Origin of the sequence: Variovorax sp. YR566 (assembly GCF_051992195.1) — a bacterium.
GTDB lineage: Bacteria > Pseudomonadota > Gammaproteobacteria > Burkholderiales > Burkholderiaceae_C > Variovorax.
The window spans coordinates 4,582,981-4,604,430 of sequence record NZ_CP197092.1; the positions used below are offsets into that span (position 1 = coordinate 4,582,981).

At 66.6% G+C, this 21,450-nt stretch carries 22 protein-coding genes, 1 pseudogene and 2 riboswitches; of the genes and pseudogenes, 14 read left to right on the forward strand and 9 right to left on the reverse strand.

Annotated features, from left to right (window positions below):
• Positions 1–10: 10 nt before the first annotated feature.
• From ACTG4X_RS21580 to ACTG4X_RS21590, 3 genes are all read right to left on the reverse strand, one after another.
• Positions 11–433, reverse strand: a complete 423-nt coding sequence (locus ACTG4X_RS21580) for an acyl-CoA thioesterase (protein WP_093073272.1) — start codon at positions 431–433, stop codon at positions 11–13.
• Positions 430–1,260 carry a DMT family transporter gene (locus ACTG4X_RS21585; protein WP_440534413.1) on the reverse strand — a complete coding sequence of 277 codons (831 nt, stop codon included), beginning with the start codon at positions 1,258–1,260 and terminating at the stop codon, positions 430–432. The genes ACTG4X_RS21580 and ACTG4X_RS21585 overlap by 4 nt, the downstream gene beginning before the upstream one ends.
• 77 nt (positions 1,261–1,337) lie before the next feature.
• A complete protein-coding gene (locus ACTG4X_RS21590; RefSeq protein ID WP_093055581.1) occupies positions 1,338–2,120 on the reverse strand; it encodes an SDR family oxidoreductase in 783 nt (260 codons plus the stop codon).
• A 141-nt stretch (positions 2,121–2,261) separates the two neighbouring features.
• Here ACTG4X_RS21590 and ACTG4X_RS21595 point away from each other — a divergent pair, with 141 nt between their 5' ends.
• Positions 2,262–3,959, forward strand: coding sequence for an electron transfer flavoprotein-ubiquinone oxidoreductase (locus tag ACTG4X_RS21595; RefSeq protein ID WP_093055579.1), 1,698 nt, complete (start codon positions 2,262–2,264; stop codon positions 3,957–3,959).
• A 195-nt stretch (positions 3,960–4,154) separates the two neighbouring features.
• Here the strand turns inward: ACTG4X_RS21595 and ACTG4X_RS21600 are convergent, their stop codons facing one another.
• Positions 4,155–4,742, reverse strand: coding sequence for a hypothetical protein (locus tag ACTG4X_RS21600; protein WP_143062536.1), 588 nt, complete (start codon positions 4,740–4,742; stop codon positions 4,155–4,157).
• A 190-nt stretch (positions 4,743–4,932) separates the two neighbouring features.
• On the opposite strand from ACTG4X_RS21600, the gene ACTG4X_RS21605 reads away from it, so the two are divergent.
• Positions 4,933–5,424 (forward strand): tetratricopeptide repeat protein, encoded by a 492-nt coding sequence (locus tag ACTG4X_RS21605; RefSeq protein ID WP_440531869.1) that lies wholly within the window; start codon positions 4,933–4,935, stop codon positions 5,422–5,424.
• 28 nt (positions 5,425–5,452) lie between these two features.
• Here ACTG4X_RS21605 and ACTG4X_RS21610 read toward each other — a convergent pair whose 3' ends face one another.
• Positions 5,453–5,989 carry a DUF3455 domain-containing protein gene (locus ACTG4X_RS21610; RefSeq protein ID WP_440531870.1) on the reverse strand — a complete coding sequence of 179 codons (537 nt, stop codon included), beginning with the start codon at positions 5,987–5,989 and terminating at the stop codon, positions 5,453–5,455.
• Here ACTG4X_RS21610 and ACTG4X_RS21615 point away from each other — a divergent pair.
• The 11 genes and pseudogenes from ACTG4X_RS21615 to gcvP all read left to right on the forward strand — a co-directional run bounded on the left by ACTG4X_RS21615 (position 5,988) and on the right by gcvP (position 17,532).
• Positions 5,988–6,710, forward strand: coding sequence for an RNA polymerase sigma factor (locus ACTG4X_RS21615; RefSeq protein WP_440531871.1), 723 nt, complete (start codon positions 5,988–5,990; stop codon positions 6,708–6,710). The two genes, ACTG4X_RS21610 and ACTG4X_RS21615, sit on opposite strands and share 2 nt — an antisense overlap.
• Complete coding sequence (locus ACTG4X_RS21620; protein ID WP_440531872.1) at positions 6,707–7,450, forward strand: anti-sigma factor; 744 nt, start codon at positions 6,707–6,709, stop codon at positions 7,448–7,450. The genes ACTG4X_RS21615 and ACTG4X_RS21620 overlap by 4 nt, the downstream gene beginning before the upstream one ends.
• 38 nt (positions 7,451–7,488) lie before the next feature.
• Positions 7,489–8,508 carry a D-erythronate dehydrogenase gene (gene denD, locus ACTG4X_RS21625; RefSeq protein ID WP_440531873.1) on the forward strand — a complete coding sequence of 340 codons (1,020 nt, stop codon included), beginning with the start codon at positions 7,489–7,491 and terminating at the stop codon, positions 8,506–8,508.
• 45 nt (positions 8,509–8,553) lie between these two features.
• A complete protein-coding gene (locus ACTG4X_RS21630; RefSeq protein ID WP_093055567.1) occupies positions 8,554–9,528 on the forward strand; it encodes a TRAP transporter substrate-binding protein in 975 nt (324 codons plus the stop codon).
• Between the two features lie 97 nt (positions 9,529–9,625).
• The gene (locus ACTG4X_RS21635) at positions 9,626–10,138 is read left to right on the forward strand and encodes a TRAP transporter small permease (RefSeq protein ID WP_093055565.1); all 513 of its coding nucleotides are present in this window, start codon (positions 9,626–9,628) and stop codon (positions 10,136–10,138) included.
• Between the two features lie 11 nt (positions 10,139–10,149).
• The gene (locus ACTG4X_RS21640; RefSeq protein WP_093055563.1) at positions 10,150–11,442 is read left to right on the forward strand and encodes a TRAP transporter large permease; all 1,293 of its coding nucleotides are present in this window, start codon (positions 10,150–10,152) and stop codon (positions 11,440–11,442) included.
• A gap of 106 nt (positions 11,443–11,548) precedes the next feature.
• Positions 11,549–12,013 carry a L,D-transpeptidase Cds6 family protein gene (locus ACTG4X_RS21645; protein WP_440531874.1) on the forward strand — a complete coding sequence of 155 codons (465 nt, stop codon included), beginning with the start codon at positions 11,549–11,551 and terminating at the stop codon, positions 12,011–12,013.
• A 98-nt stretch (positions 12,014–12,111) separates the two neighbouring features.
• On the forward strand, positions 12,112–12,672 hold the full coding sequence (locus ACTG4X_RS21650; protein ID WP_093073254.1) for a hypothetical protein: 561 nt from the start codon (positions 12,112–12,114) through the stop codon (positions 12,670–12,672).
• 33 nt (positions 12,673–12,705) lie between these two features.
• Positions 12,706–12,796, forward strand: a riboswitch (glycine riboswitch).
• A gap of 12 nt (positions 12,797–12,808) precedes the next feature.
• Positions 12,809–12,921: riboswitch (glycine riboswitch) on the forward strand.
• A 45-nt stretch (positions 12,922–12,966) separates the two neighbouring features.
• Positions 12,967–14,139, forward strand: a complete 1,173-nt coding sequence (gcvT, locus tag ACTG4X_RS21655; protein WP_307615425.1) for a glycine cleavage system aminomethyltransferase GcvT — start codon at positions 12,967–12,969, stop codon at positions 14,137–14,139.
• Between the two features lie 59 nt (positions 14,140–14,198).
• The gene (gene gcvH / locus ACTG4X_RS21660; protein WP_093055555.1) at positions 14,199–14,570 is read left to right on the forward strand and encodes a glycine cleavage system protein GcvH; all 372 of its coding nucleotides are present in this window, start codon (positions 14,199–14,201) and stop codon (positions 14,568–14,570) included.
• A gap of 51 nt (positions 14,571–14,621) precedes the next feature.
• Positions 14,622–17,532: pseudogene (gcvP, locus tag ACTG4X_RS21665) on the forward strand (aminomethyl-transferring glycine dehydrogenase).
• Between the two features lie 38 nt (positions 17,533–17,570).
• Here gcvP and ACTG4X_RS21670 read toward each other — a convergent pair.
• The 3 genes from ACTG4X_RS21670 to ACTG4X_RS21680 form a co-directional block, all read right to left on the reverse strand.
• Complete coding sequence (locus tag ACTG4X_RS21670) at positions 17,571–17,825, reverse strand: hypothetical protein (protein WP_093055551.1); 255 nt, start codon at positions 17,823–17,825, stop codon at positions 17,571–17,573.
• Between the two features lie 134 nt (positions 17,826–17,959).
• Entirely contained in the window at positions 17,960–18,877 is a 918-nt protein-coding gene (locus ACTG4X_RS21675; RefSeq protein ID WP_307615423.1) for a DUF3014 domain-containing protein, read from the reverse strand.
• 125 nt (positions 18,878–19,002) lie between these two features.
• Positions 19,003–20,118: a DUF2855 family protein gene (locus ACTG4X_RS21680; RefSeq protein WP_440531875.1), complete on the reverse strand. Its 1,116-nt coding sequence runs from the start codon at positions 20,116–20,118 to the stop codon at positions 19,003–19,005.
• Positions 20,119–20,167: 49 nt separating this feature from the next.
• Here ACTG4X_RS21680 and ACTG4X_RS21685 point away from each other — a divergent pair, with 49 nt between their 5' ends.
• Positions 20,168–20,797: a TetR/AcrR family transcriptional regulator gene (locus ACTG4X_RS21685; protein WP_440531876.1), complete on the forward strand. Its 630-nt coding sequence runs from the start codon at positions 20,168–20,170 to the stop codon at positions 20,795–20,797.
• On the opposite strand, the gene ACTG4X_RS21690 is transcribed toward ACTG4X_RS21685, so the two are convergent.
• Positions 20,775–21,449, reverse strand: a complete 675-nt coding sequence (locus ACTG4X_RS21690; protein WP_440531877.1) for an alpha/beta hydrolase — start codon at positions 21,447–21,449, stop codon at positions 20,775–20,777. The two genes, ACTG4X_RS21685 and ACTG4X_RS21690, sit on opposite strands and share 23 nt — an antisense overlap.
• Between the last annotated feature and the right edge of the window lies 1 nt (position 21,450).

Consider the following 21,450-nt stretch of genomic DNA (forward strand, 5'->3'; position numbering starts at 1 on the left):
GGACCGCCGTTCACTCGCTCACCAGCGCGCGCAGCCAATCGGGCAGCGCCAGCGCCTTCTGCTTCGGAAAGTCGACCCAGATGGTGGTCGCGCCGCCAGCCGCGCAGATCACGTCGGGCTCTTCCTCGCGGGCCATGGTGCCCCAGCTCTCGAAGGTGGTGCGGCCGGGGTCGCTCACGTACATCTTGAGCAGCACGTTGCCCGGGTATTCGATCTGGCGGTAGAAATTGCAGAAGGCGTTGACGATCACCATGCCCTCGCCGCCAGGCTCGGGCTCGAAGCCGATGGAGTGCATCCAGTCGATGCGCGCGGTTTCGAGGTAGCGAAAGTAGGTGCCGTTGTTCAGATGGCCCATTGCATCCATGTCGCCCCATCGGATCGGGATCGACGTTTCATACACGAGCTTTTTCTTTTCGGGGATTTCGATTCTCATCGGTGCGCCTTGATGGATGCGAGGATGCCCAGCACGAACAGCAGCGCCGCCGCCCACTCGGCGGCCTGCGGCCAGCGGCCGTCCCAGACGAAGGAATAGAACAGCGCGAACAGCGTCTCGCTGACGATCAGCTGGCCACACAGGCTGGCGGACAGACGCTGGCTGGCGACGTTCCAGAGGATCGTCGCCAGCCACGACGAACCGAAGCCGCTCGCCAGCGCGATCCACACGAACAGCATGCCGTCGGGCTGCGCCTGCAGCGTCGCCACGTCGCTACCCGCAACGCCCCACAGCAGCAAGGCGCCCAGGCCGGTCGCCACGCCGAGCCAGTTGGCCCAGTCGGTTGCGTTGAGCTCGGTGTGGCGTTGCAGCCAGGCGGCGTTGAGCAGGCCGTACACCGTCCAGCTTGCCATTGCGGCCAGCGCCAGCGCGATGCCCCAGCCGAAGCGGGCACCGCCACTGCCTGCGCCGTGCTGCGCGGACCATGCGCCGTAGATCATCAGCGCGATGCCCGCGCCCGTGAGCAGCAGCCCCGGCAGCAGCGCGCGCATCCGCAGGCCGACGGGCCGGCCCAGCAGCATCATCCAGACAGGGATCGTGCCGATGATGAGGCTGGGTACCTCGGTGCCCGCCGCCTCGATGCCGAAGGCCAGCAGCAGGTAGTAGCCGGTAAAGCCCAGCACGCTGAGCCCCAGAGCCGCGAGCGCCTGCCGCCCGTTCGGCCAGCGCACGGCGGCAGGCCGCGCAAACACGGCAAGCGCCGAGACCGCTCCGAACACCGCGAAGCGCGAGGCCGTGATGTCCACCATGCCGAAATGGCCCACCATGCGCGGTGCCACGAAGGTCAAGCCCCAGAGCGCACCCGCGGCCAGTCCGGCCGCAATGCCGACCCAAGCCCGCGGACTCAGAGCGAGAACCCGTCGTCGGCCGCGATGACGGCGCCGTTCACGAAGTGGCTCTGGCCGCTGGCCAGCAGCACGATCAGGCCGTCCAGGTCTTCGGGCTTGCCCACGCGCTTGCGCGGCAGCATGTTGACCAGCTTGGCGCCGCCTTCGGTGCTCCAGTGTTCCTCGTTGAGCTCGGTCGTGATGTAGCCCGGGCACAGCGCGTTCACGTTGATGCCGAAGCGACCCCATTCGAGCGCCATGGCCTTGGTCATCTGCACCACGGCGATCTTGCTCATGCAGTACGTGCCGATCTGCGGCATGACCTTGAGCGCCGCCGCCGACGCAATGTTGATGATGCGCCCACCGATGTAGGTGCCAGGCGCCGTGCCCTGGGCGCGCGCCAGCATGCGCTTGCCGACCTCTTGCGCCACGAAGAAGGAGCCCTTCACGTTGGTGTCGAAGATGTAGTCGTAGTCGTCGGGAGTCACGTCCTGCAGGCGCTGTGTGGTGCTCACGCCCGAGTTGTTGACCAGGATGTCGATGGCGCCCACCTCGGTCTCGGCGCGCGCGACCGCCGCCTTGATGCTGCCGATGTCGGTCACGTCGAGCTCGACCACGTGGGCGTCGCCGCCCTCGCCTTCGATGCGTGCGCGCAGCTCCTTGAGCTTCTCGACGCGGCGGCTGGCCAGCACCACCGCGGCGCCCGCACGAGCCAGGGTTTTCGCGAACTGGGCGCCGAGCCCGCTGGAGGCGCCGGTGACGAAGGCCACGCGGCCGGAAAGATCGATGCTGTAAGCCATGAACTGAATCCTGTGGAGTCGCGCAGGTGACGCCCAAGCGCCCCGCCCACGAGTGACACGGACCGCCCGTGGACGCCGCATAAAATGCCCCGCAACCCGGGAAGCCCCGCGCCTCGAAAAATCATTATCGACCCAACCCACATGACCCACGACGAAATCCTCGCCCAGTTCGGCCCTCGCGAAGCCATGGAATACGACGTGGTCGTGGTCGGTGGCGGCCCGGCCGGCCTCTCGACCGCGATCCGGCTCAAGCAACTCGCCGCGCAGCACGAAAAAGAGATCTCGGTCGTGGTGCTCGAAAAGGGCTCGGAGCCCGGCGCGCACATCCTCTCGGGCGCCATCATGGACCCGCGTGCGCTCAACGAACTGCTGCCCGACTGGAAGGAACTCGGCGCCCCGCTGAACCAGCCGGTGACAGACGACGCGATGGTGTTCCTGGGCGAGAAGTCGAGCCTGCGCACTCCCAACCTCTTCCTGCCGGCCTGCTTCCAGAACCACGGCAACTACATCATCAGTCTGGGCGCCTTCACCAAGTGGCTGGCGCAGCAGGCCGAGAACCTCGGCGTCGAGATCTTCCCGGGCTTTCCGGCCGCTGAAGTGCTCTACAACGAAGACGGTTCGGTGCGCGGCGTGGCCACCGGCAACATGGGTGTCGGCAAGGACGGCGAACCGACCGAGAACTTCCAGCTCGGCATGGAGCTGCTGGGCAAGTACACCGTGTTCGCCGAAGGCGCGCGCGGCCACCTGGGCCGCCAGCTGATTGCAAAGTACAAGCTCGACGCGGGCAAAGACCCGCAGACCTACGGCCTCGGCGTGAAGGAAGTCTGGGAAATCGACCCCAAGCGCCACCAGCCCGGCTTCGTGCTGCACACCGCCGGCTGGCCGATGGACAACAACACCTACGGCGGCGCCTTCCTCTATCACATGGAGGACAACAAGGTCACCATGGGCTTCATCACGGGCCTGGACTACAGCAACCCCTACCTGAGCCCGTTCGAGGAAATGCAGCGCTGGAAGCTGCACCCCAACATCCGCTGGTACCTCGAAGGCGACGAGGCCAAGGGCATCAAGCCGGCCAAGCGCATCGGCTACGGCGCGCGCGCCATCACGGCCGGCGGCCTGATGTCGCTGCCCAAGACGGTGTTCCCGGGCGGCGCACTGGTCGGCTGCGAGGCCGGCTACCTCAACGTGAGCCGCATCAAGGGCAGCCACGCCGCCATCAAGACCGGCATGCTGTGCGCCGAGGCCGCCTTCGACGCGGTCACAGCCGGCCGCCAGCACGACGAGCTCACGGCCTACCCGGCCGCCTTCGAGAAGAGCTGGCTGCACGCCGAGCTGAACAAGGCGCGCAACTTCAAGGCCTGGTTCAAGAAGGGCCTGGGCATTGCAACTTTCATGAACGGCATCGAGCAATGGCTGCTCAAGGGCCACATTCCGTGGACGCTGCACCGCAACAAGCCCGACCACCAGTACCTGAAGCCCGCGGCGGAGTGCAAGCCCATCGTCTATCCGAAGCCGGACGGCAAGCTCACCTTCGATCGTCTCTCCAGCGTGTTCATCAGCAACACGAACCATGAAGAGCAGCAGCCGGCCCACCTGACGCTGAAGGACGCGACGGTGCCGGTCAACATCAACCTCGCCAAGTTCGCTGGCCCTGAGAGCCGCTACTGCCCGGCCGGCGTGTACGAGTTCGTCGGCACGGAAGACGGCAAGCAGCGCCTGCAGATCAACGCGCAGAACTGCGTGCACTGCAAGACCTGCGACATCAAGGATCCGACGCAGAACATCGTGTGGGTTACGCCTGAGGGCGGTGGCGGGCCGAACTACGTGGGGATGTAAGGCGCTCTGCGCTTGTGTGGCAAAGCCCTCTTCGGAGGGCTTTTTCGCTTCGGTGCTGTTTGCGTTCGGGGGGGCGTGCGAAGGCCACCGGGTGCTCCCCTCCGCGAATGTCCCCCGGCCTTCGGCCTCCTCCTTTATTTCGCTGCGGGGAGCACCCGGTGCCCTTCGCACGATGAGTACTGCTGGCCCCGACCTTTAGCGGGGACCAGTGGACTCCACGCGAGGCGTGACCCTGAAGAACTTGCGGGCCTTGGCCGAGAAGCCGAAGGCGTACACCCACCACGCCATGAGGCCGAACAGCAGCACGATGCCCGCTGCCTCCGCCGAGTTGTCCACGCTTGTGCTCGAAGGAGCGAGGCGCCAATACGAGTTGCGCGTCGACATGAAAGGCAGGCCGAGCTTCAGATATGCAAGCAACACGACCGCCGCAGCGAGCAACAGCAAGCCCAGCCACCGTCCATAGGCGGTGCGCCGTTGCGTGCCGATCAGTGCGCCAACGGCGCTCGCGACGAGTCCCAAGCGCCATGCGAAGTCGAAGAACAACAGCATGCCGCCCGCTTCAATCTGCGGGTTCTGCACCAGGTAGGCCATGAGACGCCAGATACCGAGCGCCGACAGCCCACCGACAACCACCGCAAGAAGTTGCAGAAGCCAGGCCGCGATCGGCTTCCTTGCTGCAGGCCGCTGTGGCGGTGCCCGATCCACTGGGGCCTCGGGCGGCGCGTAAGGATTGGCTTGGTGCGCACCGGGCCCCACATCTGGCACTTCAAATCTGCTGTTCATGGTTGGTCCTCCGCTCCAGCGGGTACTTTAAGCGCGAACTTTTACGAGGCAGGAGCACGACAGGAACCTCTCGTCCGTTTTTTTCGCGGCGATGCGTCCGTTCGGAAACCCGTGGCGTAAATGGAATCAGGACGGCGATGCACATCGCCATCCGCCAACCCATTCAACCTATCGAAGAGGATCTTTCGCCATGAACACCCTGCTCCACCGCATCGCCATCGCCGCCGCTCTGACCGTCACCGCCGGCCACGCGCTCGCCGCTGACCCAGCCCCCGCCCCCGCACCGGCCGCCAAGGCCGCGCCTGCCAACAAGTTGTCCGCCGCCCGCGCGCTGATCGCCGACAGCAAGTGGACTGCAGCCATCAGCGAACTCGAACGCGTCAACGACACCGGCAACGCCGACTGGAACAACCTCATGGGCTACACCCTGCGCAAGTCCGGCGCCGGCAAGTGGGCCGCCTCGGAGAAGTACTACGACGCCGCGCTGAAGATCGATCCGAAGCACGTCGGTGCGCTCGAATATTCGGGCGAGCTGTACATCTCGATGGGTGACCTGCCCAAGGCCGAGCAGCGCCTTGCCGCGCTGGGCCAGGCCTGCAACATGGCCTGCCCCGAGTACAAGGACCTGAAGGCTTCCGTCGAGAACTTCAAGGCCGGTGGCGCCAAGAAGAGCAGAGCATGAGGCGAGCCGGCCGGCCCGCTTCATGCGGCTACCTGGCGACCAGGAAGACGTAGTCCGCGCTGTAGTCCTGCCGGATGCGCTTGCCCGCATCGGCCTGCGCCTCGCACCCCTTTGCCGGCGCATTGCCGCCGAGGGTGTTGATGCGCTGCACGCCGGTGACATCGGCCAGTTTTCCGGGACCGCCGGCCGACTTGGCGGACAGCAGCAGCCACGGAATGTCGGCCTCGCGCTGACCGTTGGCGCGGGCCTTCACCGTGCCCAGCGTCTTGCTGCCGTCCAGTGCGGTCCAGTTGGGCCCCGCGCCGTGCGTGCCGGCCTTGGCGCCGCCGGGGCCGTAAAGCTCCGCCTCGGGCGCCACGAACTGCCAGGCCAGCGCGCCCTTGTCGCCGGCCTTGCATTCGTAGATCTGCACGCCCACTGCGTGCCAGGTGAAGGCGGTGCGTTCGCCATCGGATGCCTTGATGGCGGCCGGCAGCTCGGTGGCTGGTGATGCGCAAGCGGCAAGCAAGGCGGCGCCCAGCAGGGCGGTGCACGAGGGAAGAATTCGCGTCGATTTCAATGTCATGGCATTTCCCGGTTCAGGAAGAAAAGATAAACGAACGAGTGCGGACCGGATCATCCGGCCCTTCTCCAGAAACGACACGCACGCAGGAACGGATGCAATACTCGCCCGCATGAATAGAAATATTCTGATGAGCCTGCAAGACCTGATCGCCGGCGCGGCCCGTGGCGACCACGCGTGCTTTGCCCAGATCTACGAACGCACGCACCTGCATCTGTTCGGCGTCGCGGTTCGTATGTTGGGCAATGAACAGGCGGCCGAAGACGTGCTGCAAGAGGCCTATGTGAGCATCTGGAAAAACGCGGGCGGCTATCGCTCCAGCGCCGACGGGCAAGAGATCCAGCCCATCACCTGGCTGATCGCGATCGTGCGCAACAAGGCGCTGGACGCGCTGCGCGCGCGCAAGCGGCGCAAAACCCACGAACAACCGCTGGCCACGGGTCCGGACGGCGAGGCAGAAACCGAGGCCGATACGGCAGCCGACCCGGCCCCCGGCGCAGCGCAGCTGTTCGACCAGGCCATGCATGCGCTTCGCATCGATGGCTGCATGTCTGCGCTCGACGGCAGCTTCCGCCAGAGCCTGGCGCTTGCCTACTACCAGGGCCTGTCGCACACCGAGGTGGCCGCGCAGATGAATGCGCCGCTCGGCACGGTCAAGGCCTGGATCCGGCGCGGGCTCGACAAGCTGCGCGCCTGCCTGAGCGCGCAGGGGGTGGCGCCATGAGATACACCGACACCCGCCTGCTCGATGCACTGGCATCGGCCTACGCACTGGGCACGCTCGAGGGCGGCGCACGGCGGCGCTTCGAGCGGCTGATGCGCGATCGCGCGGACGTGCGCGACGTGGTCGCGCAATGGGAGCAGCGGCTCGGGCAGTTGGCCCTGTCGGTGCCGCAGCGCAAGCCTTCGGCCGATCTCTGGCGCGCGATCGCCGCACGCACCCAACCCGCCCAAGCACGACAGGCACGGCCTTCTCGCTGGACCAGCTGGCTGCGGCCCGCAGGCTTCAGCTTCGGCGGGCTCGTGGCGGGCGTCATCGCCGCAAGCGCGCTGTTCCTTGCCGTGCCCGGCGCCTTCATCACGAGCGACCAGCTCGCGATGCGTACGGGCGAGCGGCTGCCGCAAAGCTATGTGGGCGTGCTCACCGACACCGAGGGCCGGGGGCGATTGCTGGTCAGCTCGCTGCGGCATGGCCGCACGGTCACGCTGAAGGTGCTGGGTGCGACAGCGCTGCCCGTTTCGGGCGATGAACGGCTCGTGCTGTGGGCCTTGCCCGCCGATGCAGCGCCCTTCGCCATCGGCGCGGTGCCCGCAAGCGGCGCTGGCACGCTGACGCTGCCCGACACCTCCGAGAAACTTCTGTCGAAGGTCTCGCGCCTCGTCGTGACGCGCGAGCGCAGCGCCTCGCCCGCGGCCCCCAGCGCCGACGTGGTGTTGAGCGGCGCCTGCGCCAAGCTCTGGTGAGCCTCGCTTATTCTTGCGGCTCACAGGAGACAAAACCCATGCAGATCGTCATCACCGGCGGCGCCGGTTTTCTGGGCGCGCGCCTCGCACGCACGCTGTTGAAGCAAGGCAAGCTTTCGCTGGCCGGCGCACCGGCCCAGCCCATCGAACGCATCACGCTGGTCGACCGCGCGGGCGCTCCCGCCGACCTCGCGGCCGATGCGCGCATCACCACCGTGACGGGCGACCTGAACGCACAGCTCGCCGCTGACGCAGATGCCACCGTCTGGCGCGAAGCCGATGCCATCTTTCACCTGGCCGCCGCGGTGAGCGGTGAATGCGAAGCCGACTTCGACCTCGGCATGCGCAGCAACTTCGCGGCCACGCATGCCTTGCTCGAAAAAGTACGCACGCTCGGCACGAAACCCGTGCTGGTGTTCGCCAGTTCGCTCGCAGTGTTCGGCGATTCACCCGAGCAGCCGCTGCCGAAGGTGATCGAAGACCACACGCTGCCCACGCCGCAGACCAGCTACGGCATCCAGAAATTCATTGGTGAACAGCTGGTGGCCGATTTCACGCGCAAGGGCTTCGTGCGCGGGCGCAGCGTGCGGCTCATGACAGTGAGCGTGCGCCCGGGCAAGCCCAACGGCGCGGCCTCGGGCTTCTTCAGCGGCATGATCCGCGAGCCGCTGGCCGGGTTGCCCGCCGCCTGCCCCGTGCCCGACGCAACGCCTGTCGCCATTGCGTCACCGGCGCGCACCATCGAAGGCATCATCCGCGCCGCCGAGGCCAGCGATGCGCAGTGGGGCCCGCGCACCGCGCTCAACCTGCCCTCTCTCGCCACCACGGTCGGCGAAATGGCCGCGGCGCTGGAGCGCGTGGCCGGCAAGGCCGCCACCGCCCTGCTGGACCGCACACCCGACCCGACGATCCAGCGCATCGTGAAGACCTGGCCGGGCCACATCGATACCGTGCGCGCGAGGGCGCTGGGGCTCACGCCCGACGAAAACTTCGAGGCCGTCATTCGCGCGTACGTCCGTGAAAATCCCGACGCGGTAAAGCTCCCGGGTGTTGCATAGTCCGGTGCGCCTGACGCGCACCTGACCCCAACCCCCGGAGACATCATGAAACTCGGCCACATCGCCGCCGCCTGCCTTTCGCTTGCCCTGGGCACTTCCGCCTTCGCGCAGCAACCGACCGTTCTGAAGATCGGCTACGCGACTTCCAAGGAGTCGCACTACGGCGTGGGCTCCACGGTGTTCTGCGAAGAAATCGAGAAAGGCACCCAAGGCCGCTACAAGTGCCAGCACTTCGCCAACTCGGCACTCGGCGGCGAGCGCGAGCAGATCGAGGCCATCCAGCTCGGCACGCAGGACCTGGTGAATACCTCGACCGGCCCGGTGGGCAACTTCGTGCCCGAGGTCAAGATCGTCGACATTCCGTTCCTGTTCCGCGACTACGACCATGCGCGCAAAGTCATGGACGGCCCCATCGGGCAGGACATCCTGACCAAGTTCCCGAGCAAGGGCATCATCGCGCTGGCCTGGACGGAGAACGGCTTTCGCCACATGACGAACAGCAAGCGCGACATCGTCAAGCCCAGCGACGCGGCCGGCCTGAAGATGCGCACCATGGAAAACAAGGTGCACATGGACGGCTACCGCACCTTCGGCATCCTGCCCACGCCCATGGCTTTCCCTGAACTGTTCGGCGCGCTGCAGCAAGGCACGGTCGACGGGCAGGAGAACCCGATTCCGGTGATCCTGTCGTCGAAGTTCTCGCAGGTGCAAAAGCACCTCTCGCTCACGGGCCACGTGTACTCGCCGGCGCTGCTTCTGCTGTCGCCGAAGGTGTGGAACAAGCTGTCTGACGCCGACAAGAAGGTGTTCACCGAGGCCGCGAAGAAGGCCGCCATTGCCCAGCGCAAGAAGGTCAACGACGACGAGAACAACGGCATTGCCCAGCTCGAGAAAGACGGCATGAAGGTCACGCGCACCGTCGACGGCGCCGCCTTCCGCGAGGCGCTGAAGCCCGCCTACGTGAGCTACGCCAAGGAATTCGGCGCGGACAACATCAAGAAGATCACGGACGTCAAGTAAGCCCTGAGCCGCAACGGCCGACCCTCCGGCAACGCGCCCGGCACGCATGCGTGCGCCGGGCGCTTCGTTTTTCAGACAGAACAGAGAACAACACAAAGTGCAAGCCTTCGAGCGCTACTTTCTCGCCGCCAACCGCTGGGCGCTGATTCTTCTGCTGGCCGCCATGTCGGTCATCATCTTCACCAACGTCGTGCTGCGCTACACCACGAGCCAGTCGCTCGAATGGGCCGAGGAGGTGTCGCGCCACATGATGATCTGGCTCACCTTCCTGGGCGCCGGGCCGGTGCTGCGCTACGGCGGGCACATCGCGGTCGAGAACCTGCAGGACGCCTTGCCCCGCAGCGCGGCCGTCGCGGTGCGCATCGTCGTCGCCGGGCTGCTCTTCGCATTCTTCGGCTTCATGGTCTGGTACGGCTGGCTGTACATGGAACGCACGATGTTCCAGCTCACTGCCGTGACTCAGATTCCATTCGCCTACATCTACAGCGCGATGCTGTTCGGCGGCATCTTGTTGATCGTGCACTGGCTGCTGGTGGTGCGTGGCTACGTGCTGCGCAGGGAGTTCGCGTCCGACGCGCACTTCGACGCCAACGCCTCGGCGTCGCTGTAAGGAGAACGACCATGGATGCCAGCATTGTTCTGATCGTTTCCGCCTGCATTTTCCTGGCCATCGGCGTGCCGGTGGCCTTTGCGCTGGGCCTTTCCACCGTTACCACGCTGATCCTTGCGGAGAACTACCCGCTGATGGTGCTGCTGAAGGAAACCTTCACCGGCATCGACAGCTTTCCGCTGATGGCGGTGCCCTTCTTCATTCTTGCGGCCGAACTCATGAGCGGCGGCTCGCTCACCGAGGTGCTGCTGCGCTTCGCAGGCCAGTTCGTGGGCCACCGACGCGGCGGGCTGGGCTACACCAACGTGGTGTCGCTGACCTTCTTTTCGGGCATCTCGGGCTCGGCGCTGGCCGACGCGGCGGGGCCGGGGTCGATGCTCATCAAGATGATGGACAAGGCCGGCTACGACCGCTCGTACGCGGCGGCGCTCACGGCCTCGACCGCCATCGTGGGGCCGATCATCCCGCCCTCGATCATCATGATCATCTACGCGCTGCAGGACGAGAGCGTATCGGTCGGCACGCTGTTCGCGGCCGGCATCATGCCGGGCATCCTGATCGCGGTGGCGATGTGCGTCGTGAACTTCTACGTCTCGAAAAAGCGCAACTACAAGGGCGATGGGCAAACGCCTCCGCTGCGCGAGATCCTGGTCACGACCTGGAAGGCGATTCCTGCGATCCTGCTGCCGGTGGTGATCCTGGGCGGCATGCGCGCCGGCTGGTTCACGCCGACCGAGGCCTCGGTAGTGGCGGTGTTCTATGCGCTGGTGTGCGGCAAGTTCGTCTACCGCACGCTCGAGTGGAAGATGCTGCCCGACATCCTCTCGCGCTCTGCCCTGCTGTCGGCTTCGGTGCTGATCATCATCGGGCTGTCGGCCTCGTTCGCGTGGGTGCTGACCATCGAGGGCATTCCGCAGCAGATGGCCGAATGGCTCATCAGCATGAACCTCTCGCCGTGGATGTTCCTGATCATCGTCAACGTGTTCCTGCTGCTGTTCGGCATCTTCATCGAGCCGCTGCCGGGCGTGATGGTGCTGGCGCCGATCCTCGCGCCGGTGGCCATCAAGCTGGGTGTGGACCCGGTGCACTTCGCGATGATCGTGATCTTCAACCTCACGCTGGGCATGATCACGCCGCCGGTGGGCGGGCTGCTGTTCGTGACCTGCAACGTGTCGAAGGTGCCGATGTCGGCGCTGGTGAAGGAGCTGGTGCCGTTCCTTTGGGCCCATGGGGCGGTGCTGGTCATCCTGACCTTCGTGCCCGCGCTGAGCACGTGGCTGCCGCACGTGCTCGGGTTCAAGTAGCGGCCCGGGCTCCGGGGCCTGATCGGCCCGGTGAATCGGCGGATGTTCACTGCCAGAATCGGGCGACGGGCCAAGGGCCGACAACCGACAAGGAGGGGACTGCGCCATGAATCGATTCCTGAGCTGCCTGCTGGGCGGTGCCTTGCTGGCTCCGGCTGCCTTCAGCGCCCCGCCCGCAACGCCCGCCGCGGCACCAGCCCCCGTATCGGCAGCAGCGCCGGCCGATCCCGCCTCCAGCATCCGCGAAGTCGAAGCCGCCGTGCGCGCCTGGGCCGCGGCCTGGTCAGCCCGGGACGTGGTGCGCTACCTGGCCGCCTATGCACCCGACTTCACGCCGCCCCGAGGCCAGGACCGCAAGGCCTGGGAGGCGGACCGCCGCGCGCGCATTACCGACAAGACGACCATCAGCGTGAGCATCGACAGCCTGGTCATCAGCGTCCAGGGGCAGGCGGCCAGCGCAAGCTTTCAACAGACCTACAGCGCCGACAAGCTGCGCGAGAAGAGCCGCAAGACGCTGGAATTGCAGCGCGTGGGCAACCAGTGGCTCATACGCAAGGAAAGCGCGGGCTGAAGGCCAGCCGCGATTGCCCCTGTAAGGCAAACGGTTCATGAAGATGTCACCACTTGCAACGATGCTGCAGCCCTCGATTCCCGAAAGCTGTGGCTGCCATGTTTCCCACCAAGACCGACAAGGCGCGCGACGAACTCCAGGGCGGACAGCGCACGCTCAGCCAGCGTGAGCGCGCCCTGCTGCTGATGGCCGATGGCCGGCGCTCGCTGACCGACTTCAGTCCGCTGTTCTCCAACCGGGTCGAAGCCGAACAGGCGATCCAGGCGCTGGTGCAGCGGGGTTACCTGCAGGCCCCGCAGGCTGCTGCTGCGGCACCGGCGCCCGCACCGGTAGCAGCCCCCGCCCGGCCCGCGCCTATCGCCGCCGCCGAGCCGATCCAGGTCGCCACCACCTCGGCCGACACCTTCGACGGCAAGCGCTCGCTGGCCACCACGCGCATGTTCCTGTTCGACATCTGCGAGCGCATGTTCGTGCGGCGCGACCCGAAGTTCGCGCTGCAGATGCGCGACGCCCTGCGCGAGGCCCGCGACCGCGAGGCGATGCTGACCATCGCCGCGCTGATGCTCACCGAGATCGAGAAAACCGCCGGGGTGGAGCGGGCCGAATCGCTGCGCGAGCGCATCGACAAGCTGCTGCCGCCGGCCGAAATCATCCACTGACGCAAAACCCCGGCCCCGCGCGATCCACTACACTCGCCAAGGTCAGGAGAGAGCCCCGCATGCCGGGGCCGCCGAAGGCGCAGGGGTTTCCCGAACGCTCAGGCAAAAGGACTGACAAGGCGCCGGTGAACTCCGGCGTTTCCTTGCTGGAGAGAGGCCGTTGCAGTGAAAACTGCCCATCGGCCCACCGAAGGAGCAAACCCCGATCGTGGGGCGAATCTCTCAGGTAAAGCGGACAGCAGGGGTGGCCCATGGCTTGCGTCATGGATTTCGTCTGCCCCTTTGGAGTGCCCCGTGGCTGCTTCTTCCGCCCCCGCTACCGAACTTCTCAAGACGCCGCTGCACGACCTCCACGTGGAGCTCGGTGCCCGCATGGTGCCCTTTGCCGGCTATTCGATGCCGGTGCAGTACCCCGCCGGCCTGATGGCCGAGCACAAGCACACGCGCGATGCGGCCGGCCTGTTCGACATCTCGCACATGGGCCAGCTCCGGCTAGTCGGGCCCGATGCAGCGGCCGCCTTCGAAACCCTGATGCCAGTCGACGTGGTCGACCTGCCCGCCGGCAAGCAGCGCTACGGCCTGCTGCTGAACGACGAAGGCGGCATCCTCGACGACCTGATGTTCTTCAATGAAGGCAACGGCTCGATCTTCGTGATCGTCAACGGCGCCTGCAAGGTGGCCGACATCGCCCACATCCAGCAGAAGATCGGCAGCCGCTGCCAAGTGCAGCCCCTACCCGACCACGCCCTGCTCGCGCTGCAGGGCCCGCAGGCCGCGGCCACGCTGGCGCGGCTGTCGCCCGGCATCGAGCGCTTCGTGTTCATGACGGGCGGTGCGGTGCAGATCGGCGGCATTGCCGCCTTCGTCACCCGCAGCGGCTACACCGGCGAAGACGGCTTCGAGATCTCGGTGGCCGCCAAGGACGCCGAGGCGCTGGCCCGCCTGCTGCTGGCCCAGCCCGAGGTCAAGCCCATCGGCCTGGGCGCGCGCAATTCGCTGCGACTCGAAGCCGGGCTTTGCCTCTACGGCAACGACATCGACACCACCACCACGCCTGTCGAGGCCTCGCTCAACTGGGCGATGCAGAAGGTGCGCCGCACGGGCGGCGCGCGCGAAGGCGGCTTTCCTGGCGCGGCAAAGATCCTCGCGCAGCTCGCCGTCGCTGCCGCAGGCGCTGCCGGCCACACCGACCACGACACGCTGAAGCGCAAGCGCGTGGGCCTCGTCGCCCTCGAACGCATTCCGGTGCGCGACGGCACGGTGCTGCAATCTTTCGAAGGCCATGACATCGGCATCGTCACCAGCGGCCTGCTCGGCCCGACGGCCGACCGCTGCATCGCCATGGGCTACGTGGCCACCGCCTTCGCCGAGCCGGGCACGCGCGTGCAGGCCATCGTGCGCGGCAAGCCGGTGCCGATGGAAGTCTCGACGATGCCTTTCGTGCCCACCCGCTACTACCGCGGCTGAGCCTGGTCGACAGGCTAGGCTCTGCACCCCGATTCATTTTTTCCATGAGGAGTTTTTCCATGAGCATCAAGTACACCAAGGACCACGAATGGGTGTCGGCCGAAGGCGACGCAGCCACCGTCGGCATCACCGTGCATGCGCAGGACGCGCTGGGCGACGTGGTGTTCGTCGACCTGCCCGAAGTCGGCAAGACCTTTGCGCAAGGCGAAGTTGCCGGCGTCGTCGAATCGGTCAAGGCCGCGGCCGACGTGTTCATGCCCGTGTCGGGCGAGATCACCGAAGTGAACGAGGCGCTGCGCGCCGACCCGTCGCTCGCCAACAGCGATCCGCTGGCCGCCGGCTGGTTCTTCAAGGTCAAGCTGAGCGAACCCGCGCAGCTCGACGCCCTGCTGGACGCGGCCTCCTACGACAAGTTCGCCGCCGAATCCTGATCCGCTGAGTTCCTCAGCCACCTTCCTTCTTCTCCCCGAGCCCTCACCGCCATGCCGACGCCCGCCCTTCCCTCTTTGCAAGAACTAGAGAACGCCGAAGAATTCCTCGCCCGCCACATCGGCATCGATGCGGCGGACGAGGCGCGCATGCTGCCGGTGATCGGCTCGGAAACGCGCGCGGAGTTCATCGACGGCATCGTGCCCGCGGCCATCCGCCGCGCAAAGCCGATGCGCCTGCCCGCACCGGCAACCGAAGCCGATGCGCTGGCCGAGCTGAAGGTGATGGCGTCGAAGAACAAGGTGTTCAAGAACTTCATCGGCCAGGGCTACTACGGCACGCACACGCCGGGCGTCATCTTGCGCAACGTGCTCGAGAACCCCGCCTGGTACACCGCCTACACGCCCTACCAGGCCGAAATCTCGCAGGGCCGCATGGAAGCCCTGCTCAACTTCCAGACGATGGTGTGCGACCTCACGGGCATGGCCATCGCCAACGCCTCGATGCTCGACGAGGCCACGGCCGCAGCCGAGGCCATGACGCTGGCCAAGCGCAGCGTGAAGAGCAAGAGCAACGTGTTCCTGGTGTCTGGCGACTGCCATCCCCAGACCATCGAAGTCATCAAGACGCGCGCCGCGCCGCTGGGCATCGAAGTGAAGGTGAGCACCGTGTCGGAAACGCTGCCGCACCTGATGGTGAGCGGCGAGTTCTTCGCCGCGCTCGCACAGTACCCCGCCACCACCGGCCACGTGCACGACCTGCGTCCGCTCGCGGGCCACGCGCATCAGTGCGACGCCGCCCTCATCGTCGCGGCCGACCTGCTGGCGCTCACGTTGCTCGTCGCGCCCGGCGAATTCGATGCCGACATCGTCTGCGGCACCACGCAGCGCTTCGGCATGCCGCTGTGCAACGGCGGCCCGCACGCCGCCTACCTGGCCTGCCGCGACGAATTCAAGCGCTCGCTGCCGGGCCGACTGGTCGGCGTGAGCGTCGACACGCATGGCCAGCCCGCATACCGCCTCGCACTGCAGACGCGCGAGCAGCACATCCGCCGCGAGAAGGCCACGTCGAACATCTGCACCGCGCAAGTGCTGCCGGCCGTGGTGGCCAGCATGTACGCCGTTTACCACGGGCCCGATGGCCTCACGCGCATTGCGCAGCGAGTGGCAGCGCTCACGGCAATCCTCGCCAAGGGCCTCACGCAGATGGGCCGCGAGCCGGTCAACACCACCGCTTTCGACTCACTGACCATCCGCACCGGCGAAGACACGCCGGCAATCATCGAGCGCGCGCAGGCGGCCGGCGTCAACCTGCGCCAGCGCCTGCAGCAGCACCTGGGCATCTCGCTCGACGAGACCAGCACGCGCGCCGACGTCGAAACCCTGTGGAGCCTGTTCGCGCCCGCCGGCACGCAGGCGCCGCGCTTCGATGACCTGTCGGGCAGCATCACGCCGCTGATCCCCGAAGACCTTCGCCGCAGCAGCGCCTTTCTCACGCACCCGGTGTTCAACACCCACAAGAGCGAAACCGCGATGCTGCGCTACATCCGCAGCCTGTCGGACAAAGACCTGGCGCTCGACCGCAGCATGATTCCGCTGGGCAGTTGCACGATGAAGCTCAACGCGACGAGCGAGATGATCCCCATCACCTGGCCCGAGTTCGCCAACATCCACCCTTTCGCGCCCGCCGAGCAGCAGCAGGGCTATGCCCAGCTCGACGCTCAGCTGCGCGCCTGGCTGTGCGAAGCCACCGGCTACGCGGGCATCAGCCTGCAGCCCAACGCCGGCTCGCAAGGCGAGTACGCAGGCCTGCTGGCCATCCGCTCGTTCCATGAAGCCAAGGGCCAGGGCCACCGCAACATCTGCCTGATTCCGTCTTCCGCACACGGCACCAACCCCGCGAGCGCGCAGATGGTGGGCCTGCAGGTGGTGGTGACGGCCTGCGACGCGCAGGGCAACGTCGACATGGACGACCTGAAGCGCGCCTGCGAAAAGCACAGCGACAAGCTGGCCGCAGTGATGATCACCTACCCCAGCACGCACGGAGTGTTCGAAACCCGCGTGAAGGAACTGTGCGAGCTGGTGCATGAACACGGCGGCCGCGTGTATGTCGACGGCGCCAACATGAACGCGCTGGTCGGCGTGGCCGCGCCGGGCGAGTTCGGCGGCGACGTGAGCCACCTGAACCTGCACAAGACCTTCTGCATTCCGCACGGCGGCGGCGGCCCCGGCGTGGGCCCGGTGTGCGTGGTCGAAGACCTCGTGCCGTACCTGCCTGGCCACGCGACGGCCGGCGTGCCGTCGAACGGCGTGGGCGCCGTGTCGGCCGCGCCGCTGGGCAATGCGGCCGTGCTGCCGATCAGCTGGATGTACTGCCGCATGATGGGCGCCAAGGGCCTGCAGGCTGCGACCGAAACGGCCATTCTCAGCGCCAACTACATCAGCGCGCGCCTGAAGGACCACTACCCCACGCTGTACGCGAGCCCCAACGGGCACGTCGCGCACGAGTGCATCCTCGACCTGCGCCCGCTGAAGGACACCAGCGGCGTCACCGCCGAAGACGTGGCCAAGCGCCTGATCGACTACGGCTTTCACGCGCCCACGCTGAGCTTCCCCGTGCCCGGCACGCTGATGGTCGAGCCGACCGAGAGCGAGCCGCTGGCCGAGCTCGACCGCTTCATTGACGCGATGATCGCCATCCGCGGCGAAATCCGCCGCATCGAAGAAGGCGTGTGGCCGAAGGAAGACAACCCGCTCAAGCACGCGCCGCACACGGCTGCGAGCCTGCTCGGCACCGAGTGGAGCCACCCGTACTCGCGCGAACTCGGCGCGTTTCCGCTGGCCGAACTCAAGAACGCGAAGTACTGGCCGCCCATCGGCCGCGTCGACAACGTGTACGGCGACCGCAATCTGTTCTGCAGACTGCGTGCCCGTGGGCGACTACAAGGAAACCGAAGAGGCCTGACGAAATCCGAGAAGGTGGGCGGCAACCCAGCGGCCCTTCTACGGCGGGGATTCGCGACGATAGGTCGCCCACTTCACGGTCAGGATGTCTGCAGCGATCTTGGCGGCATTGACGCCCGCATAGGCCTCGGACGGATCGAACTGGAATGCCTCCTGGTATCGCTTGACCTGCGCATAGTCCTGGTCGAAGGTCATCGGACCCATGAGTTCGGCAGGATCGGTGCCCGCTGGAAGCGCGAGGAATTTCTCCGAATCGGTTGCACTCTGGTAGAGGTCGACGCTCATCAGGTTCATACGGGTGTCCTCGAGGTTTTGATCTTGAGAACAAAGCCTCAGCGACATCCGTGCAGCACGCAATCGGTCCGCGCCTACACAGCGCGCCGGAGGAATGCTCACGGGCGCCCGTGTACGTCGGGCGCCATGCGGCGTCAGGGTTGCTTCTTCTTCGCCACGTCGCCAGTGGCGATCTGCTGGCGCAGGCCGCGCAGGCTGGTCTTCACCTTGCGCTCGTTCTCCGGCCCCATGCGCACCATGATCTTCTGGCCGGAAGACAGCGACTCCAGCTTGGGGTCAGCGTATTCATAGCGCACCCACGGCCGGGTCGAGGGCACGTCACCCTTCACCTCGACCAGCCGCACCTCCACCGGCCCCTTGGGCTCGGGCGCCTGCAGCAGATGGTCGATCACGGCAATGAGCCGGTCGTTGAAGTAGCGGCCCGGATAGCCCAGCTCTTCGTACGCCTGCTGGAACAGCGGATAGAGCTTTGCGTACACGGCCGCCGCCTTGGCCGGGTCGACCGACTCGGCCAGCAGCACGATGGCGTTGTAGCGCGCGGCGTTGTTCGCGGCAATCGTCTGTACCTGCCCCTGCTGCCCGTCGGTGATGAAGCGCTGGCCCGTGGGCAGCACCGGCCATGCGCTGGCTGGCGCCTGCTCGCGCGCGAGGTTGTCGACGGTGGTGACGAAGCGGCGCACGATGCCGTCGGGGTGCATGTACGCTGCAACGTTCTTGCCGCCGAACAGTTCGATCAGCGCCTTCGTCACGCGCGCATCGGAATCAGGCAGCTTGGGCAATGCCGCATCGGGCGGGGCCAGTGCATCCATGGGGTTCTGCGGCTCGGCGGACGCTGCCGAGGGCGGCGCCGGTGGTGGCGGTGGTGCGGGCGCGTCATTGGGCGCCGCGGCCACTGGCACGGGTTCTGCCAGCATCTGCTGCTGATACCAGCGCCAGCCAAGGTAGGCAGTCCCGAGCAGCACCAGCACGAAGGCGACGATGGCGCCTATGGGCATTTCGCGGCGGGGTCTGAACTCAGGGGCGTCGCGCGTGTCGCTGTCGGGCTCGGGCATGAGGTGGGTTTCCTTGTGCGGGAATGTCGGGGAAGCGAACGACTATGGTGCACCAATTCGGGCTGCGCACCAGCCTCGTCGTCGTAACGCCCTGTGACGCGCCCGCCGCGCGGAAGTTCACACGCTCAGCCCGCGAGCCGCACCACATGCGCCTGCCGCGGATCTACCTTGCCCGCGTGCAGGTCGGCGATCACGGCTTGCGCATGCGCGAAGCCCTCGCCTTGCGCCAGCGTCATCCATCGATTGCCGGGCCTGCTCAGCTCGGCAATGAAGCTGCCTTGCGCCTCGTTGAAGCGCCGGTTGACCTCCTGCGGGCCCCAGTCGGCATTGCGCTTGCGGATCTGCACGGGGGCGAAGTAGAGCTTGGGCGTCGGGCCGGGCAGCGAGGTTGTGTCACCGAGAAATTCCGTCTTCTGCGCGGAGCCCGCATAGCAGTCGTACACCAGCGCTTCGCCGAAATGGTGATGAATGGTCGCGCGCAGGTCGTCGTTGCCCGAGAAGTCGACGTACAGCGTGGGCACATCAGCCGGCAGCGCCGTCACTTCTTCATAGCTCAGCGTGCGGTCGTAGCAACCCAGGCTCTCCACGAAAGCGCGATTGGCGTTGGACGTGGCCGCAATCAGCGCCAGCCCTTCGCGCTGTCGCAGGCAAAAGGCCGTGCCGAACGCGGTCTTGCTCGACGCGCTCGACACCACGACCTGCTTCGCGCCGAAGAAGGCGTTGTCTTCCAGGAAGTCGGCCAGCATGAACGAGGTGATGAACAGCGGGCGCACCAGCATCTGGTAGTCCTCCAGCGCGGCGACGTAGCCCGCGTCGTTGCTGCAGCGCATGTACTGGTTGTAGGCCGACACCAGCTCGCTGCGGTGCGGCGCGCCGTCGTAGAAGCCGCGCGGCGTTACGCGCACCGGCTGCATGCGCAGGTGGCTCGCTATGGGAAAGTAGCCGTAGAAGCGCTCGCCCACCGCCACGCCCTCCACATTCGAGGCGACCACATCGGCAAAGCCCCAGGCCGGCATGTGGCCCCAATCAGCGTCGCCAGTCGGAAAGAACTGCCAATACTTCATGACTGCGTCGCCGAAGGCCGCGTAGGTGATGTTGTTGGTGGTCAACGAGAAGCGGCCGATCTTCAGCAGCACCTCGCCGGGCTGCAGCTCGCCGGTGTCCTGCGTGGTCACGACACGGGTGGTGCCGAGGGCGTTCTTGCGCGTTTCGAGGCGGGTTAAAGTGAATGCGTTGTTCATTCGCAAACTGTATGGCGGCCCGTCTCCCGGCGGGTTCGGAAAACCGTCGATGCCGGACGCACCCCGCTCCAAGCCCCTGAAACGCCCCACGCAGGCACGCAGCAAGTTCACCGTGCAGGCGATCTACGACGCCTTTGTTCGGATTTGGTCCGCGCACGGCTGGGAGGGCGTGACCACGCGCGCAGTGGCACTGGAAACCGGCATCGCGGTCGGCACGCTCTACGACTACTTCCCCGACAAGGAAGCCCTGCTCTCGGGCTATGTGCGCCACTGCATCGAGGCGCTGCTTGCGCGGCTCGATGCGGAAGTGATCGCGCCTTCGGATATCGACTGGCCAACGCGCGTGCAGCGCCTCGTGCGCATCACCTGCGACACGCGGCTCGAAGGGCTGCCGGCCTTCGACCACGAGATGCTGATGCTCGAACACCGCGTGGCGGAGCCCAAGCACCACCGCCGCGTGTACGACGAACTGGCTGACAGATGGCTCAAGGCCTTTGCCGTCTGCACAGACCTGCAACCGCCGCCCTCGCCCACCACCATCCACGCGCTGCTGACCGCCGCATGGGGCGGCCGACGCTATCGCCTGCTGGTGCAGCCCGAAGCGGACAACGACGAGTGGGTGGCCGAGATGGAAGCGATGGTCATGGCGCGCCTGTCTACGCGTTCGTTGGCGCGCTGAGCGATTGCAGCCACGCCAGCGTGGCCTGCAACTCGGCCGGACGGATCTCGTGCGCACCCGGAAAGTCCGCCCCCGACAGCGCCACCGGCAACGTACGTGCGAACTCGCGCGTGGCCTGCGCAGCGCTCGGCGGAATTACGTTGTCGGCGCTGCCATGGCTCACCCACAACGCCTTGCCCTCGAAGGCCTCCGGCGCCGCGACGTGCGGCAGCACCTGCGACAGCAGCCGGCTGTGCCACACCATCGCGGCGCGCACGCTCTCAGGCTTGGTCAGCAGCAGCGACAGCGCCATGATGCCGCCCTGGCTGAAGCCGCCAACCACCACGCGTTCTGGCGGCACGCCGAGTTGCTTGCCAGCCGAGGCGATCATCTCGCCGACCAGGAAGCGGCTCTCGCGCTCCTGCTCTTCGTCGATCCGGCGTTCACCGCCGGGCAGCACCTGGAACTCGAACCACGCGTAGGCGTCGGGCGACAGCACATAGGGCGCGCGCAGGCTCAGCACGTTGAACTGCGGCGGCATCATGCGCGCCAGGCCGAACAGGTCTTGCTCGTTGCTGCCCACGCCGTGCATCAGCACCAGCAGCCAGGGTTCGCGAACATCGGGTTGCGCGCCATGCGCGAGAAACTTCAGGGGCAGATGCAGTTGGGTCATG

Coding starts and splice junctions, on each gene's coding strand:
- ACTG4X_RS21605 (WP_440531869.1), top strand. CDS start 4,933: ATGAACACCCTGCTCCACCGCATCGCCATCGCCGCCGCTCTGACCGTC.
- ACTG4X_RS21615 (WP_440531871.1), top strand. CDS start 5,988: ATGGCATTTCCCGGTTCAGGAAGAAAAGATAAACGAACGAGTGCGGAC.
- ACTG4X_RS21590 (WP_093055581.1), bottom strand. CDS start 2,120: ATGGCTTACAGCATCGATCTTTCCGGCCGCGTGGCCTTCGTCACCGGC.
- ACTG4X_RS21650 (WP_093073254.1), top strand. CDS start 12,112: ATGTTTCCCACCAAGACCGACAAGGCGCGCGACGAACTCCAGGGCGGA.
- ACTG4X_RS21680 (WP_440531875.1), bottom strand. CDS start 20,118: ATGAACAACGCATTCACTTTAACCCGCCTCGAAACGCGCAAGAACGCC.
- ACTG4X_RS21675 (WP_307615423.1), bottom strand. CDS start 18,877: ATGCCCGAGCCCGACAGCGACACGCGCGACGCCCCTGAGTTCAGACCC.
- ACTG4X_RS21630 (WP_093055567.1), top strand. CDS start 8,554: ATGAAACTCGGCCACATCGCCGCCGCCTGCCTTTCGCTTGCCCTGGGC.
- ACTG4X_RS21580 (WP_093073272.1), bottom strand. CDS start 433: ATGAGAATCGAAATCCCCGAAAAGAAAAAGCTCGTGTATGAAACGTCG.
- ACTG4X_RS21685 (WP_440531876.1), top strand. CDS start 20,168: ATGCCGGACGCACCCCGCTCCAAGCCCCTGAAACGCCCCACGCAGGCA.
- gcvH (WP_093055555.1), top strand. CDS start 14,199: ATGAGCATCAAGTACACCAAGGACCACGAATGGGTGTCGGCCGAAGGC.
- ACTG4X_RS21640 (WP_093055563.1), top strand. CDS start 10,150: ATGGATGCCAGCATTGTTCTGATCGTTTCCGCCTGCATTTTCCTGGCC.
- ACTG4X_RS21610 (WP_440531870.1), bottom strand. CDS start 5,989: ATGACATTGAAATCGACGCGAATTCTTCCCTCGTGCACCGCCCTGCTG.
- ACTG4X_RS21595 (WP_093055579.1), top strand. CDS start 2,262: ATGACCCACGACGAAATCCTCGCCCAGTTCGGCCCTCGCGAAGCCATG.
- ACTG4X_RS21600 (WP_143062536.1), bottom strand. CDS start 4,742: ATGAACAGCAGATTTGAAGTGCCAGATGTGGGGCCCGGTGCGCACCAA.
- ACTG4X_RS21585 (WP_440534413.1), bottom strand. CDS start 1,260: ATGGTGGGCCATTTCGGCATGGTGGACATCACGGCCTCGCGCTTCGCG.
- ACTG4X_RS21620 (WP_440531872.1), top strand. CDS start 6,707: ATGAGATACACCGACACCCGCCTGCTCGATGCACTGGCATCGGCCTAC.
- ACTG4X_RS21690 (WP_440531877.1), bottom strand. CDS start 21,449: ATGACCCAACTGCATCTGCCCCTGAAGTTTCTCGCGCATGGCGCGCAA.
- ACTG4X_RS21645 (WP_440531874.1), top strand. CDS start 11,549: ATGAATCGATTCCTGAGCTGCCTGCTGGGCGGTGCCTTGCTGGCTCCG.
- ACTG4X_RS21670 (WP_093055551.1), bottom strand. CDS start 17,825: ATGAACCTGATGAGCGTCGACCTCTACCAGAGTGCAACCGATTCGGAG.
- denD (WP_440531873.1), top strand. CDS start 7,489: ATGCAGATCGTCATCACCGGCGGCGCCGGTTTTCTGGGCGCGCGCCTC.